This is a genomic window from Sphingobacterium puteale (assembly GCF_050986225.1).
GTDB lineage: Bacteria > Bacteroidota > Bacteroidia > Sphingobacteriales > Sphingobacteriaceae > Sphingobacterium > Sphingobacterium puteale.
On the sequence record NZ_CP158959.1, the window covers coordinates 4,487,963 to 4,503,593 of the forward strand.

Below are 15,631 nucleotides of genomic sequence, written 5' to 3' on the forward strand. Positions count from 1 at the left end.
TAGCCACAAAAATAATCGCTCAGAAAAAATAATTTAAACAATACTTGCATAAGTGTGAAAAACACACTATCTTTGTATCATCATAATTTAGGTTTATAATTGGTTATTTAAGGTTTTCATTCTCCCCGTTTGAAAACCTTTTTTTTGTGCCTACGCTTCATATTAAGCGCTATTTTATCTTCCACTTCCGATGCCCCTGTTATAATATTATTCATAAAATAAGGTAGGAAATATTCCAAAATAATGTCCCTCAGCAAATCATCCCTCAAATTAAATTTTCAAAAAATTCAATAATTCTTCAACAATAACGTATTTTTAACCGTATGTTCAAAAAATAGGAAAATCCTATTGGTGGCGTACACCTAATATTACATCGAAATATAATTAAACATATATGGCAGAACATGGGGATTTACAAATCGCAATATTAATCGATGCGGATAATGTTTCTTATCGAAAGATCGAAGAAATTCTGAACGAAGTCAAACGCTACGGTATACCTACGATCAAACGGATCTATGGTGACTGGACAAATCCCTATGTTGAAAAATGGAAGGATAAGCTCCTCACCCATGCAATCACGCCTATCCAACAATACAGTTACACTCAGGGCAAAAACTCCACGGACTCGGCACTCATTATTGATGCAATGGACATCCTGCATTCCGATAGGGTTGATGGATTCTGTATTGTATCAAGTGATAGTGACTTTACTAGGCTGGCGACACGGTTAAGAGAATCCGGCAAATTGGTGATCGGTATCGGAGAGAAAAAAACGCCGAAACCTTTCATCGCTTCTTGCGACAAATTTATTTATGTTGAGATCTTTGAAAAGAATCCAAAGAAGGAACCCAACACAAAGAAAAAACAGCAAAACCAACCCAAACTTGTACCTGCAGACAATCCAACCAGTATAGCTGTGCTTGATGAAGAGACGCTGGAATTATTAAAAGACACTGTTGATGACACCGCAGATGAAAATGGCTGGGCATTTTTAGGGGAAATTGGCAGTCTTTTCAATAAAAGAAAACCAGATTTTGATGCGCGAAACTATGGTTACGATAAAATGTCCCACCTTTTTAAAGCGTACAAAGAAGATTTTGAAATCGAAGAACGCAATACGGACAAATCGCGTATAAAACATTATTATATTCGAAATATTATCAAGCGACCTCTATCAGCCGTCAACACTTCGTCAGTAACAGAAGATAAAAAAGAGGCTTCGGCTAACGATGTAAATACATCCGAGGTTTCCAAAAAGCCAACGAATCAAAACACACAGAAAAAAGGCCGACAAGATAAAAAACGTTCGGATCAATCCCCTGAAAATCGGCCAAAAGAAGTAGTACCTGCGCCCGCTCAACAAGCGAATGAGCAAAAAACAGCGGAAACGATCTCCCAGGGCGACTCTATGAATACCATGTTGTTTCCAGCAAAAGGAAATAAGATTACTGCCGATGATGCAAAAAAGGCGCAAATCCGAATTACAAAAGATTTTAAACCCTTATTTCCTACAAAATCACAGAAGCTCCGGATCGTTATCGATTCCAACGAGTATGAATGTAACTTCACTTTCCGTGGACGCGGATTCCATATCCTTAAACTAGGAAAAGAAGCAGCAACACAACTTGGACTCGCAGAAGGAATTCAACTGGAAATAACGAAACTCAACGAGCATACCTATGCGCTCCAAAATCAACCTAGCTAGGATCACTTTTTATTGAGCAAAAAAGACATGATTGCTGATCGAAGAAAAGATAATTGTTCGGTCAGCGATCAATATAGATTCTCCTCCCCCTCTCGCTCGCTGTTAAAATTCACTGAAAACAGCTAGAATATCCTTTCTATTTCCAGTTATATTTGTAACTATCCGAGGGCTCCAATTTTGTTTGGGAGATAATCTTCGGTCTAAAAAGAATCCTTTACGAACTAGATGGTTGGTCTGATTGCCGACATGTAAATCTTCGATGATGAAAATGAGTCTATATCTTGTAATAACAATGTTTTTATCTATTCTCCTGTTGCTAGCCTGTGATCCTGTACGGACGATCCAGATTGAAGCAAAGAAAAAGGATACACATATTTTATTATACCTGAAATCAACTGGCAGCAAGCACATCGGAATTTCTTCGAAAACAAATCCCATTGAGATATCCCTCTATACGAATCCGCAATTCAGGCAGCATTTTTCAATTGGAAGATGGGATGAAACCTCGATTAAATACTTATTGATCAATCAAATTGATTCGATAATCGTTCTAAACAGACAGCAAAAACAAGCTTATACAACACCGATGTGTATTCAGCAATATTTAATATCTAAACGAAAGACGTTTTCAAAACATGTAATCCAGATAAAGTAATCTGTTTATCTTCAATAAAATTGTCCATCTTGCGCTTGGGTAAGCTGGTTCGCTAATAAATTTCCAACTAAACCAGCGTTTCGAAAACGGTGACCATCGAACCTCCTAACTGCTGAAAAGCTATCTTCCGCCAGCAAATTCCATTGTAAAATGGTAGTTTTCATCGATTGGAACAACTTTTCTATCAACTTTCCGGAAATCGCGGGCCTGTTCCGTCCACAAAAAAGGATAAAATGAAAATACTTGATTGCCATTCAATTTTTGCACATCATCGGCCCAATTCTTCCATTTAAATGTTTCATAAAATTGACGGATGTCCCCCCTCAGTGTCCAATAAATAAAATCAGAATAGCCACACTCTAAGCTTTCCCATTGCAAACTGTCCTGCGCAAAATAATAGACCTGTCCTATCCCTTCGCCCAAAGCGCCGGCATTAATCGCAAAATAGCCCCCCAAAACATCATCGGCAATTAGCAAAAAACCACCTTTCTCCCCTTCTTTGTCAAAACTCTTTCCTTTGTTCCACTCCATGATACCTCGGTTCAATTTAACTGAACCCGAGCCCAATATCCGTAGCCACCCACCGTCAATGAGTATTCCTCCGGTTTGATGAATAATGGCGCCCATAGGTGATTTTGTAGTAATCTGAGCTCTCAGCAGCTCCTCATCTGCACGTTTTGGATTCCTGGGCAGTACTTCATAAGGATTGCTAGCTCCCTTCATCCATTCTTCGACCAGACTCCATCCTGAATCTGTCGGATTAATCAACTCATTTAAACTCTTCATTCCTTGCACTCTATGTCCAAAAAAAAACGTACCTTCCCTATTTCCCTAACGCATCGATTATAGAAAAAAATAAAGTGATGCATCTCGAATTGCCGAAATTACCATAATTCTTCCTGTCATCCAAATCACATAAGTATGTTTGTTAGAGCCAAAAAAATGATCTTACCGTTACTTAACACATAAAACATATGAACCTTCAAGCAATTTTCGTTAAATTTAAACCATGCAACATGAATTAGAAAAACTTCGATATCCCATAGGCCGCTTTGCCGTACCAGATCAGATTAACAAACAATTATTAAGCGATTGGATAAAAACAATTGCAGACTTCCCGACCCGCCTAAAATCCGAAGTCAGTGACCTACCGGATAGTGCACTGGAAAAACGATATCGCCCAGATGGCTGGACGATCAGACAAGTGGTGCATCATTGCGCGGATAGTCATATGAATAGTTTTGTCCGTTTTAAGTTAGCCCTGACAGAAGATGACCCGACCATAAAACTATACGAAGAAAACCTGTGGGCCGAACTTCCAGATGCAAAATACAATCCAATTGAAAGCTCTCTTAGATTGCTAGAAGGCTTACACCAACGTTGGGAAATCCTGCTCAAGAGTCTGAGTGACGAGCAACTTGAACGAGCCTTTATTCATCCGGTTACCAAACGCTATATTTCCCTTAAAGTAAATATAGGTCTCTATGCCTGGCATTGTAATCACCATTTGATGCATATCGTCAACGCAAAAAATAGATCGGTCTAACGATAAAGTCTTATTTTCAGGTAGCTGCCAAAAAAGTCAATGCGCCCCCTTGTGAATTGCGTATTCTTAGGCCATCAGCGACAGCGCGATAATAAATGCACCAAAGGCTCCCAAAGCAAGGCCTACGATACCTGCGATCAAAAATGTCCGCAGGTAATAGCCAAACGTTTTGGTCTTTTTCTGGATGATATGGATAATCCCCACTATCATAAAATAACCTAAACCTAAGCCGAAAAACAGCATAAAGGCTAGGTCGATCAGCATGCCTGTGAAATCTAAATTCGCAGAAGATAACATCGTACAGGTTATTTTTTCTTTTTAAACAGTTTACTGAAAAAGGATGAACTACTATTTCCTGTAGGTTCGTCCTTTGCTTCTACTGCTCCACTTTTCTCGTCCGCCCAAATCAACAATTCGGGTTCAATATCCAACTTGTGTTGTCGGGCAAAGTTCGACCAGTAGGCATGTTTTTCCTGATCCCTAAAGTCGGGATCATTTTTATAATAACCCAATAAACTTTCTGTAGCAGACTCATAGACACTATAACGATTTGCCCGCTCAAAATAATGAATGGCTTTTTTACTGTCCTTTTTAAATTTTAACCCCGCATCATACATCAAACCGTAATAAATATTGGAATAGCTATCTGCTTTATCTCTCTTCAGATAAACGAGTAGGCGGTCATAGTCATCTAAACTGTAATAAATCGAAGCAATATTGCGATTATTTTCAACCAGTTTCAACTCCGCTTTTTTGTAGTAATCCAATGCTTTTTCGAGATCTTCTTCTACATAGGTCCCACTAAAATAGAAATAACCCAAGTTGGATAATGCATAGCCATTCCCAAGATCAGCCCCTTTGTTATAGGCCTCAAAAGCTTTTTTTAGATCCGATGTATAGCCTATTCCATGCTGGTATAGATAACCGATGCTATTCCAAGAAGACGCATACCCCCTTTTGGCGGACCGCTCATAGTATGCAATTCCTTTTTTCAGGTCCAGAAAACGTGTGTCTTCATTATCGGTATCCGTATAGATATTACCGAGCTCATACATACTGCTTTCATTGTCCTGATCAGCTGAAAATGTAAAGTAACGGATGGCATTTTCGATGTCTCCATTTCTCCAGCAATCCATGGCCATGTGATACAATGTATAGCTATCATAAGCGGATTCAAAATCTACACCCCGATCCGATTTCCACTGGGTGAAAAAATGGTCAAAAACCTCAAGTTCCTTTCCTTCCAGCTTGTCCAGTGCCTGGATATAATATCCATACTGATCTTGGGGCACCTCTTCCAATCCCTCATATCCTTTATTGAACAGTTTGCCGTCGCGCAACATCATTAGATCTTGATAGTGTCGTACACTACCACAGATAAAATCGAAGGATTCACTCAGTTCTTTGCTATCAGTATCGTAGTAATAATACCCGCCCACCTGATCTTGCAGTATAAAATAGTCCATCAGTGCATAGCTGATTGTGGCATAATGTGCTGACAATGGAATCAGCCAGCTTCTAGTCTCCGTGTGATAGATTCCTCTTTCCGATTCGGTTTCGATGATATAACAATTATAGGCACCATTACCAAAATCTGCACCTCCCTGTATAGATTTAATCGTCAGATCTTGCAGCAGAAAACCTTTGCTAGCGAGGTCATACAGAAAATATTTACCTTCCGAAAGGTAATATAATGCACTGAGCCCATTCATGGCATTTAGCACAGCCACATCTTTTACCAAAAGGGAGCCGTCTGCTGCATGGACTGATTTCTTTTTTTTATTATTTAAATTGACTGCGTAAAAATCAAACAACAATTCGTTCAAAACCCCTTCTGGATACTCGCCCAATAGAACACCATGATTGGAATAATATTTACGTAGTTTGCTATTCGCTATCGGTTGATAAATAAAGCCCTCGTAGTCTATTTCAAAAGGCTCATCAGAACCTGTCGTATGCAAGCCCTTACCTTCGGCATCGATAATGTCATATTTTCCGTCCCGCTGACCCTGGTAGAATCCATAAGCAAAATCGTCCAAAACCTCATAGTTCAAGGGAATAATTGTAGCGCCGGTTTCCACGTCCACTAAGCCATGCTTGCCCGCTAAACTCACTTTTCCTACAATCCTGCCACGGCCACTCTGTACAGGCGCTGCAGCGTCGTAAATACAGGGAATAGCCTCTTCGCCCTTTCTATTTAAATAGCCAAACAAACCTTCTTTCTCAACAACGGCAAAGCCATTGTAATCAAAGTCTCCGATCTCGTCATAACGGGGTTCAACTTTCACCTCACCCTTTGCATTCCGGATTCCCCAACATCCCTTTTCTTCAAAAAACTGGTTATCAAGACTATCAATCGCTTCCGTATTCCACCAGCCCAGTCCATAGTTGCTCCACTCAGCTTCTAGCATCGCTAAAAAAGAATCATAGCCTGAGCGGCTCAAAATAGGATAAAGCGCTGATAACGACTGCTTCTCTATTGCTTTTTCGTAATACAGGTTCTTCTCATGAATTTCAAATGCAAAATCCTTTGCTTGTTGGCTATGTTTGACCTCAGACATATTAAAAACATCACGCGCATTGATCTGGAAGCATTCAAATGGAAGTCCATGCAGAAAATCGAACATTTTTTCGATGGTCAACAGGACTGCTGCATTGGATATCAAGTTATATTCCCGAATAAGCAGATCGTAGAATTTCCGTAATTTTAAAACACCCGACTCTTTTTCAGCATATACCAAGGTACCTTTCGCTTTTGGATTTGCGGCAAACAAGGGCAGCAACAGATCTGGAATGACATAGTTCCATTCACCCAAATAAGCATGGAAATACTCCTGATCTTTTTTATCTGTGTTATAAATATAAATTCGATGTGCCATATTCTTTTTTTATTCTTCAATATCAACGTCATTGTTTTTAGCAAAATCCAACCAAAAACTGTATTTAGCGGCATCTGCAAACGTTCCATTTTTATAGTAATACAAGAGACGATTGACGGCATATGCATAGGTAGCGTTTTCGTTTGCCTGTTCGTAGTAACGCAGCGCCTTTACCATACTCTGTTTCACACCCCAGCCTTCTTCATACAAAATCCCATAATAAATTGCAGCATACTGCCCCGCTTTATCCTTTTTCAGATAACGTAAAAGATTAGCGTAATCTTTCTGTTGATAATAAATTTCAGCTATCTGTGCATCGTTGTCGATGCCTTCTTTTTCAGCCTGCTTAAAATAATGCAAGGCTTGCCCATAGTCCTGTTCAAGATGCTCTCCTTCATAATACCAGTTACCAAGGTTACTCATGGCCTGCCCTTCCCCAAGTGCTGCTGCTTTTTGGTATGCTGCTAAGGCTTGGGGAATATCAGGCGGCAGGCCGAGTCCTGTAGCGTAGATAAAGCCTAAATTAGTCCAAGCTTGCGCATGGTCCTGCGCCACAGCCTTTTCGTAGAATCCAATTGCCTTGGGAATATCGAGAAAGTCTGGCTGATCTGTATCACTATGGATATTTCCAAGTAGGTATTGACAGTCGGCGCTACCTCGGGAAGCTCCGATTGTCAACAAAGGTATAGCTTCGGCTATCTTACCGGCCCAATTTAATTTCCGCGCTTTTTCATATAGCGTCTCGTTATCGAGATAAGATTCGTAGCCCGCTCCCTTCCGTTTTGTCCATGCGTGATAAAATTGTACAAAATAATTCTGGTCGGTTCCTTGCAAATTATATTTTTCGGAATACAAACGGCCAAATGCTGTTTCAGGAAATTCAGCTATATTTCTTTTTTGATCTACATAAAACAGCCTTTCTCCTTTAAATAAGAGCAAGAATTCACCTTCGCTTCGTTCCGGATGTGGATCATGTATCGGCGCACTGACATAATCGTAAAGTTCGCTACAGAAATTCACTTTTGTATCAAAATACCGCATGCCTTCGGGCTGCTGAATGCGCATAAAGTCCATATAGCAGTATTCGATTTTTAGATAAGCCGGATCCGGTTCGAGCAGCCATTGATCCAGGTAAGCTTCATATATCCCCTGCCCTTTGGCACAGGCAACAACGAAGACATCATTTCGGAATTTTTTGATGCTATCTACCAAGACCTTATGAATGGACCGATCGACTAGGCGGAATAGGTCATGCGCGAGTGAATAAATCTGCCATTGTTTATTTTTAAGGTAAGCGATACTCCTATAATCATCCAGAACGATGATCCGATCAATCTCTTCATCCAGCACAGTACCATCGGGCTTGATAACTGAAATCTTCCGCTGCAACTTATTGGGTTTGATCCAAAAGTAAGCACTGGGAAGAGCCTGTAGGCTATCTTCCAGAAAACTGCCTAAATAGTGGCCATCCATACGAAAGTATTTCCGCTTCAGGCTACCTTTTTGCCGCTTATAAAAAAGCTTACTGTAATCGTATCCAAAAGGTTCATCCGCCGATTCAGCAATAACCTGTGTTCCATCAGCAGCAAAAAGAAAATAGTCATCGCCTTGCTTTGCGTTCAAAAAACCGCGGGCTAACCAGTCCAATTTATCATAAGCAGCGTGTAAGGAAAGTTGTTTACTTTCAATATGCAATACACCACGCTTACCGTCGATTTCAACTTCGGCATAGTTAACGCCATCAATGACCTGTGCATCAAAAGCATCAACATAGTGACAGGGAATAATTTCTTCTCCCCGCTCGTTGATATAACCAAATAGATGATCCAGTTCAACCACAGCAATCCCGGCTTCGTTAAACTCAAATATTTCATCATATTTTGCAACAGCCAGGATATTCCCAAGTCTGTCTTTCAAACCCTGTTTTCCATTTTCTTCAAAGACTTCGCCCCCCTCTTTCTGAAAAGCATGTTCTTCCCAAAGGCCCAAGCCATAGTTGATCCAATCTGTCTCGAGCATTTCCAGGAAAGTATCGTAGCCAGACAATCGCAAGATCTTCTGTAAAGGATCCAAACTTTGTTGCTCAAACGCCTGTGTATATGCTGCTCCCGTCGTCCTGATCTCATCGACCCAGTCACTCGCCTGTTCCGTAGGTTTTTCCACATTCATGGTGAAGACATCCCGTGCATCGATCTGAAAAGCATCGAACGGTAAACTTTCCAAAAACTCAAACATCTTATTGACAGGTTCCGTATATTTCCTTTTGTAATGCAATTGATAAACATCGGCAAGCAGCGTATAAAAATAGCGCAGCCTTGCAATACCATCTTCCCTATTGGCATAAAGCTGTGTACCCCTGGCATGGATACCCGAAGAAAATAGCGGGAGCATCAGGGCTGGTATTTCATAATTCCATTCGGCCAGATGTGCTTCAAATGTTTCTTTTGTTTTAGAGTTTACATTATATATATAAATACGATGCGCCATAATCTGATTGCTCGATAGTCTTAAAATAGATTGTGCTTACCGCAATATGATGAAAACGGTAAGCCCTGTACCTAAAGCAGTAAAAATACAGCTATGATTAAATATTCTGCTTAGCGGAAAATAGGGATTTTTCAAATAATTACGGAAGGTGATTCTACAGAAGCCATGGCGATTGATCGACATCACGATGATGTTTTCAATCTTCGGAAATAATATCTAGCCTATAAAAGCCAGCTCGCTTGTCATGTGGTGCTCCATAGAAAAAATTCCGAAAGTACACCTGCTGATCGCCTTTCCAAAAGATCTCTTTTAAGGTACATAGCTCAAAGTTGTCGTTCCAGTCCAGAGGAATCTGCGCATAAGTCAGATAGCCTCCGTTTTCCTTTTTTTGCAAAAAGTAACTGGAACATTCCTGTCCGTTAAACATGCCGTTCAACCTATATTTCTTATGTTTTGAGAAATAGACATAGTCCAAATTACCGATCTCTTCGACATCCCATTTCCCCTGACGAAGATCCAGTGCCTGATCTGTCGTATGCCCTCCTTCCAACAACAAAATCTCTTCGGACGGAAAATATTTTACAAACATGCTCTCGAGCAGATCAATCGTACTTTCTGTTTTTCCGGCCTCCAGCAATCGACCATCATTAAATCGTACCAGAGCAATTAAATCTCCCTCCACCAGGGTGTCGACTTCCATGTCCTTACCCGGAGTATAACCTCCAAATTTGACACGTCCCTGCAACATCTTCTTTACAAGGTTTATGTCACTGACCGAAGCAATGGTATCTCTCCTATACTCGGCCTGTTGCTGCTCCTTAAAAAAGCTGATGGAATCTATCTTATAAATTCTGATCATTTTATCTTGAAAGACAAGCGAATCCACAGCTGGCTTTTTCATTGGCGCAAGCTTTCCGGCGGAAATCTTCGTGGAAATGTCCGCAGCATTTTTTACCTGATTTCTTTGGCATGCCATACATAACGTTAAAATAATGGCAGCGCAATAAAGTGCTTTCTTCATAACTAAGTTATTCATAAGATATTTGTCTAATATCGTATTTTAGCCGCACATTACTAAAGATAACTCAATTTACGGGCCGTGACAATCAATATTCGATTTGTAAAGATTATAAAAACCGAACGTTCCGAGTTTATTCTGAGGAGAATTGAAAAAGAGCCAATTTTTGAACTAAAGATTATTGGCGAGCCATTTTTTCTGAAAAACAAGAGAATCGCCAAATTCTACACACAGGATGCGTTAATTGGTCATTTTGAAGTATATGACTGTGGAGACTTTCAAGGATAACTGTGCCTTTCAATGAATATATCCACCAAGCATCATCGGACACATATGAGCATGGTGGATAGTTAACTGCGATCAGATTTCAAAGTAAAATCCGCCTTCCTTCAGTTGCTCGTATTTTACTTTGTCGAAACTATAGATTTTTGCTGCTCTGGCATGCCTATCCTTCTGCATGTCGCTATGGTCCATTAGCAAGCCCATGCTCAGCATCTTTTTACGAAAATTGCCCCGATCTATTGAACGCTGGAGTACTGTTTCATACAAGTTGTGCAGCTCAGGTAACGTAAATTGTGTTGGCAGCAGTTCAAACCCGATCGGTTGGTAACGGATTTTACCTTTCAGCCGTTCGACCGCGACAGACAAGATCTGCTGATGATCAAATGCCAAATCAGCCACCTCTTTTAAATTAAACCATTGCACCGCATCGATGTCTAGTCCGGCCTCCAGGATATATTCGGTCGGCTTGACCAGCGCAAAATAGGCTACACTGATGACCCGTCCCCGTGGATCACGGTTCAGCTCTGAGAAAGTATAAAGTTGCTCAAGAAAGATATTGCTGAGCCCAGCTTCTTCGGACAATTTACGTAGCGCACATTCATCCGCAGTTTCATCCTCCTGAATAAAGCCACCGGGAAATGCCCATTTCCCTAAGTAAGGTTCTATCGCCCGTTTGGTTAATAACAGTTTAAGTTGATTTTTTTCAAAACCAAAGATCACACAATCGACTGTAACGGCGGGTCTGGGATATTCGTAGGTGTATTTTTTTTGAGCGGAAGCCATCATCTTATAAAATTATGTCAGTGGACTTTTTGATCTGTATACCATACCTTTCATGTAGTGACTCAAAGGCTTGCTGTGTAGATTCTTCGAAACCAGCAATAGGTGACATACAGTCGATCAGTAAGGTAATGCGGGAGGTAATCGCTTTATCCTCCGCAAAATATTCCAATATCTGCGTTGCAGAAGCCAATACACAGTGACTTGATGCCTGCCCAGCAATATAAATGGCATCGTAGGCCCGAATAGCTTCAAGTACAGCATGATTGACAAATTTATTGTTATCATATTCAGCCTTGATGATGCCGTACATTTCAGTATAGGGATCCTGTCCTTTATAGACTAAGAAAGGCTTGGACTGGCGTAGAGCGCTGTGAAAATAGAGCATATTGGCAAATTGACTTTCCAATTGCGCCCCCGAGCTGCCCTCCAGGCAATGATATGGCCAGATGCACAGCTCTTTTTTCCCTTCGGTTTCTAAATTTTTAAGATAAACCAATGATTGTTCAAGTGTATCCGCATGGGAAACAGTCCAGGTTCCATCCATAACATCCCGATAACGGATGACTGTAAATGGTTTAGGCTGATTTCCCTTCCTGTCCACCCACCAGTCTGCATGAAAGATCTGCAGTAGCGAATGACAGTCGAGGCTGCACATAACCTGCGTCAAAGAAGCCATATTGTTGTACATCCATTGGGTCAGCCGGTGTACATCAGCACGCGAACCAGCGACTGGTAGACTGCCAATGGATTCCATAAAATCGTTTTGTATGTCAATAGCCAAAAGCAGTGACCGTTTTTTATCGGCAGAAGCGGGCGGGATTTGCTCCTGCCCCGCCAATGACAATATGGACGGAATATGATCCCTTTTTTCGGATGCTATATGACTTACCTCAACGATCTGTTCATATCTTGTTTTCATCTGTCAGTAATTCAATATTTATGTATTCAATTTCACATTCCTTTAGGTGATAAAATTTTAAACCTAACTGATTTCTAGCTTTAGTTTTTTTATCAGCCCTTAAATGTTGGAATTGCAGCAAACTTATGAGCAGACTGTTGTTGACGTCTACGGATCAGTTCATCTATCGTCGGATCACCGGATGTGCCAGTCAGAATAAATCCGTCAATCTGTGCATAGCTCATGCCCAATTCTTCTTCATCTGTCTGTCCTTCCCATAACCCTGCTGAAGGACTCTTATCTTGAATGGATTCGGGGACACCCAGATATTTTGCCAGCGTATATACTTCTTGTTTGGTAACCATGGCCAGGGGATTAAGATCATAAGCGCCATCTCCCCATTTGGTAAAATAACCCACAGTCGCTTCGGCCATATTGCCGGTACCGATCACAAAACGGCTCCCCAATTGTGCAAATTGATAGAGATAAGTCATGCGGACCCGCGGCCGGATATTGGCCAAACTCAACACACGGTTGGATTCACTGGAAGCTGCAATATAAGCTTCATTATTGATGGTCAGCGCATCGACCGCAGGTTTGATATCAAAGATATGGTAAGGGAAATTAAATTTTTCGATAAGCTCCATACCATGTGCATGGCTCTTGCTATTGTTCATGTCACTGCCATAGGGCATCATGATCAAATGGACATCCACTTTGGCCAAATGACATAGGCAAGCAACCACACTACAGTCAATACCGCCACTCATGCCAAGTACCAAACCTTGACGGTTTGCCGCATTCACCTGACCCGCAATCCATGAAGCCATTTGTTGGGCGTACTGTGCAACGTTTTCATCATTGATGAAAAACGGTTTTCTTAGGTTATTCTCCATATACTCTTATTGATTCTGTTTGTAATCTGTTTCTTATTTCCTTAAAACTAACGGTGCTGACAAACGCTCCGTCCAAAAAACACTCTTTAAGCAAGTTGCTATCATTCAATTGTTCGATGGTGGTTGGATTGAGATCGTCTATCAAGCGAAAATCATTGTTTTCAAATACAACGGCAACCATACCTTTTTGGGATTTCTTAAAATTTCCGGTATCTGTGGCCGGTCTTTTTTGAATAGCTTTAAACTGACCGTCAACAATTTCGGCCGTCCCCTTTAAAGCGAAACCAAAGGTATCTCTTGTGACATACTGATAGGTATAGGATCCTATTCCAAGTATGGTGTTGGTCGAGGCAAAACCTTTCGCCATCAAACCTTCGCAGATCTTAGTTGCCCGTTCCACGGTAATGGAATCGCCATACACAACCCCAATATGCGGATCAAGTTCTTTGAAACCTTTCGCATTGACTGTCCCACCAAAGAGTTCAAATAAACGTTCAACAATCCCTTTTTGAACTGTTTCGTGGTCAGCTTCCGGATCACCACAGATAATCTTAACAGGGTCGCCACTATCCGGCCGAATGACAACTTTACCTTCCCGTCCCATGATCAAATCTTTCAATTGTGGCAATACATGATCCACAACATGCCATAGATCATAGGTATCGGACACAATCGAAATGTTTCCGCTGGGATAAACCTCCGTAATCAAATGTCGGAAGGCTTCAACCTCCTGTTCGCCGTAAGAACACATCACACTATGCTCTGTTGAAGGCGTGTAAATCATGACATCACTTGTAGCTGCGTAATAGGTCTTGAGGTATTCCCGAACGGAGAGTGTTGCAGAAACACCGAAGCTTAGTAAATGCCCGCCTGCAGTGCGATAAGCTGTTTCAGGCGATCCCATGCCGCGCATGGAGAAGTCTCCGGCTTGTGTGAATACCCTACTGACATCGCCTGTTTTTTCTGCAAAACCCATCAACAATCTTTTGTATTGATCGGCAATAGTCGCAGCAGTCATCGGGGACCAGATATAGGCAGAGAGTTGTGTTTCGAGGTAACCCGGCAACCAGAAGAAATCCGGGTGGGTGTTCTCGATCGTAAACATCGGCACGCCTATCGGCACGAGACTGCCCTCTTTCAAGGCTTTCACCTTAATCGGAAGATACCTCAAACGATGTAAAGCGCGTATATGTTGTGACTGATGTGTATTCGCAAAATTGCTATTGGTCATCGCGAACACTTCACGAATGGCTTCTTCATACTGCGCGACAACAGCTTCCTCAGGTTGGGCGAAAAAATATTCATCGAATGAATTACTGATCTCGGCAAGGGCACCCTGCAAGCCGAAGAAAACAACATGGCTTATGCCTGGGATCCGTGACATCCGGGGAGTCCAGGTTTCGTATACCCATTCTGTATGTGCTGGATATTGATCCTTGTGACACAATTTGTAACCGTCCGTCCAGAGAATCGGATTTTTGCTCATTGCTCTAAACATAGCTTTCAGTGGTTAAGTTGATATAATTTAATTTAGGATGCGTGGTGTTCATCATAGAATCTGTCGTGAAAACAAGGTCGATCGGTGAATCTTCTTCCAGTAAAGCCCCCTTGAAAACCCTTGGCTCACAGTGTGTCACCAACAGATAGATTTCACTTGCTCCCATCTCCTTTAGAATTTTTCCCGCCCAGAGAAATGTTCCACCTGCAGAACATAAATCATCGACAATAATGCATTTAGCACCTTTTACAATGTTGCCTGTTTTTAATTTCATCGCTTCGATACGCCCCGTCTGTGGGTTGCGTTGCTTTTCAAAGACACAGGCATCTTCGTAGCCACTATTTAAATAGCGTGCTGCTGCCCCTTTATCCGGAAATACAATGCGGTCATTGTCCGAGAATTTCAGTTTTTCCATCAGTTTCGGCAGCCAGTCCAAAGCTGGATAAATCGCTACACTATTTTCCAACAATGTGAGGGTTGTTTCAGAATGTGGCTCTATAACATAAACTTTATCAAACTGCAAACTATTGATAAATGCAGCGACATATTTTAGGGTAAACAGGTCGCCCTCAATTTTGCGGTCCATACGACTGTAGGGCATATAACGAATCCATAATTTACAACTTGCGCCTGCTTCTTCAAGTCGTTTCTTGACAAAAAACAAACGGATCAAATCGCCATCTTCCTGATAGGTAAATTCAAGCAGATTATCCGCTTTGATCCACTGATCGAAATCCTTCACTTTCGTTTCTCCATTCGGAAACCGTTCGGTGATGAGCTGATGTTTATTTAATATAATCATTTTTCTTTTTTTACAGCCACTCAAGTTGAGTACTTTTTACTCAGCAAATATGCATATTATTTTCACCTTGACAAAATTTATTGAGTACTTTTTACTCAATAAACCAAAACAAACACGCAAACACTTAATTTACAGTGAAATAACTTTTATTAAAATCATCTTATTTATTAATGAGGCTT

General features: G+C 41.1%; 13 protein-coding genes. 3 read left to right on the forward strand and 10 right to left on the reverse strand.

Annotated elements, in window-relative coordinates:
* Positions 1 to 394 precede the first annotated feature (394 nt).
* Together ABTV71_RS19215 and ABTV71_RS19220 are read left to right on the forward strand one after the other, a co-directional pair.
* On the forward strand, positions 395 to 1,708 hold the full coding sequence (locus ABTV71_RS19215) for an NYN domain-containing protein (protein ID WP_433900718.1): 1,314 nt from the start codon (positions 395 to 397) through the stop codon (positions 1,706 to 1,708).
* 292 nt (positions 1,709 to 2,000) lie between these two features.
* On the forward strand, positions 2,001 to 2,363 hold the full coding sequence (locus tag ABTV71_RS19220; protein WP_433900719.1) for a hypothetical protein: 363 nt from the start codon (positions 2,001 to 2,003) through the stop codon (positions 2,361 to 2,363).
* Positions 2,364 to 2,483: 120 nt separating this feature from the next.
* Here the strand turns inward: ABTV71_RS19220 and ABTV71_RS19225 are convergent, their stop codons facing one another.
* Positions 2,484 to 3,149, reverse strand: coding sequence for a DUF2625 domain-containing protein (locus ABTV71_RS19225; protein WP_121123684.1), 666 nt, complete (start codon positions 3,147 to 3,149; stop codon positions 2,484 to 2,486).
* A gap of 223 nt (positions 3,150 to 3,372) precedes the next feature.
* On the opposite strand from ABTV71_RS19225, the gene ABTV71_RS19230 reads away from it, so the two are divergent.
* Entirely contained in the window at positions 3,373 to 3,909 is a 537-nt protein-coding gene (locus ABTV71_RS19230) for a YfiT family bacillithiol transferase (RefSeq protein ID WP_121123686.1), read from the forward strand.
* 66 nt (positions 3,910 to 3,975) lie between these two features.
* Here ABTV71_RS19230 and ABTV71_RS19235 read toward each other — a convergent pair whose 3' ends face one another.
* The 9 genes from ABTV71_RS19235 to ABTV71_RS19275 form a co-directional block, all read right to left on the reverse strand.
* Complete coding sequence (locus ABTV71_RS19235) at positions 3,976 to 4,206, reverse strand: hypothetical protein (RefSeq protein ID WP_433900720.1); 231 nt, start codon at positions 4,204 to 4,206, stop codon at positions 3,976 to 3,978.
* A gap of 8 nt (positions 4,207 to 4,214) precedes the next feature.
* Entirely contained in the window at positions 4,215 to 6,788 is a 2,574-nt protein-coding gene (locus ABTV71_RS19240) for an SEL1-like repeat protein (protein WP_433900721.1), read from the reverse strand.
* Between the two features lie 9 nt (positions 6,789 to 6,797).
* Positions 6,798 to 9,275, reverse strand: coding sequence for an SEL1-like repeat protein (locus tag ABTV71_RS19245; RefSeq protein ID WP_433900722.1), 2,478 nt, complete (start codon positions 9,273 to 9,275; stop codon positions 6,798 to 6,800).
* Between the two features lie 196 nt (positions 9,276 to 9,471).
* Positions 9,472 to 10,311, reverse strand: a complete 840-nt coding sequence (locus ABTV71_RS19250) for a hypothetical protein (RefSeq protein ID WP_433900723.1) — start codon at positions 10,309 to 10,311, stop codon at positions 9,472 to 9,474.
* A 342-nt stretch (positions 10,312 to 10,653) separates the two neighbouring features.
* Entirely contained in the window at positions 10,654 to 11,361 is a 708-nt protein-coding gene (locus ABTV71_RS19255; protein WP_433900724.1) for an NUDIX hydrolase, read from the reverse strand.
* 1 nt (position 11,362) lies between these two features.
* Positions 11,363 to 12,277, reverse strand: a complete 915-nt coding sequence (locus tag ABTV71_RS19260; protein ID WP_433900725.1) for a hypothetical protein — start codon at positions 12,275 to 12,277, stop codon at positions 11,363 to 11,365.
* A 92-nt stretch (positions 12,278 to 12,369) separates the two neighbouring features.
* Complete coding sequence (gene nadE / locus ABTV71_RS19265) at positions 12,370 to 13,152, reverse strand: NAD(+) synthase (RefSeq protein ID WP_433900726.1); 783 nt, start codon at positions 13,150 to 13,152, stop codon at positions 12,370 to 12,372.
* Entirely contained in the window at positions 13,142 to 14,650 is a 1,509-nt protein-coding gene (locus ABTV71_RS19270) for a nicotinate phosphoribosyltransferase (RefSeq protein ID WP_433900727.1), read from the reverse strand. The genes nadE and ABTV71_RS19270 overlap by 11 nt, the downstream gene beginning before the upstream one ends.
* The gene (locus ABTV71_RS19275; protein ID WP_121124093.1) at positions 14,643 to 15,452 is read right to left on the reverse strand and encodes a phosphoribosyltransferase family protein; all 810 of its coding nucleotides are present in this window, start codon (positions 15,450 to 15,452) and stop codon (positions 14,643 to 14,645) included. Before ABTV71_RS19275 ends, ABTV71_RS19270 begins: the two co-directional genes overlap by 8 nt.
* Between the last annotated feature and the right edge of the window lie 179 nt (positions 15,453 to 15,631).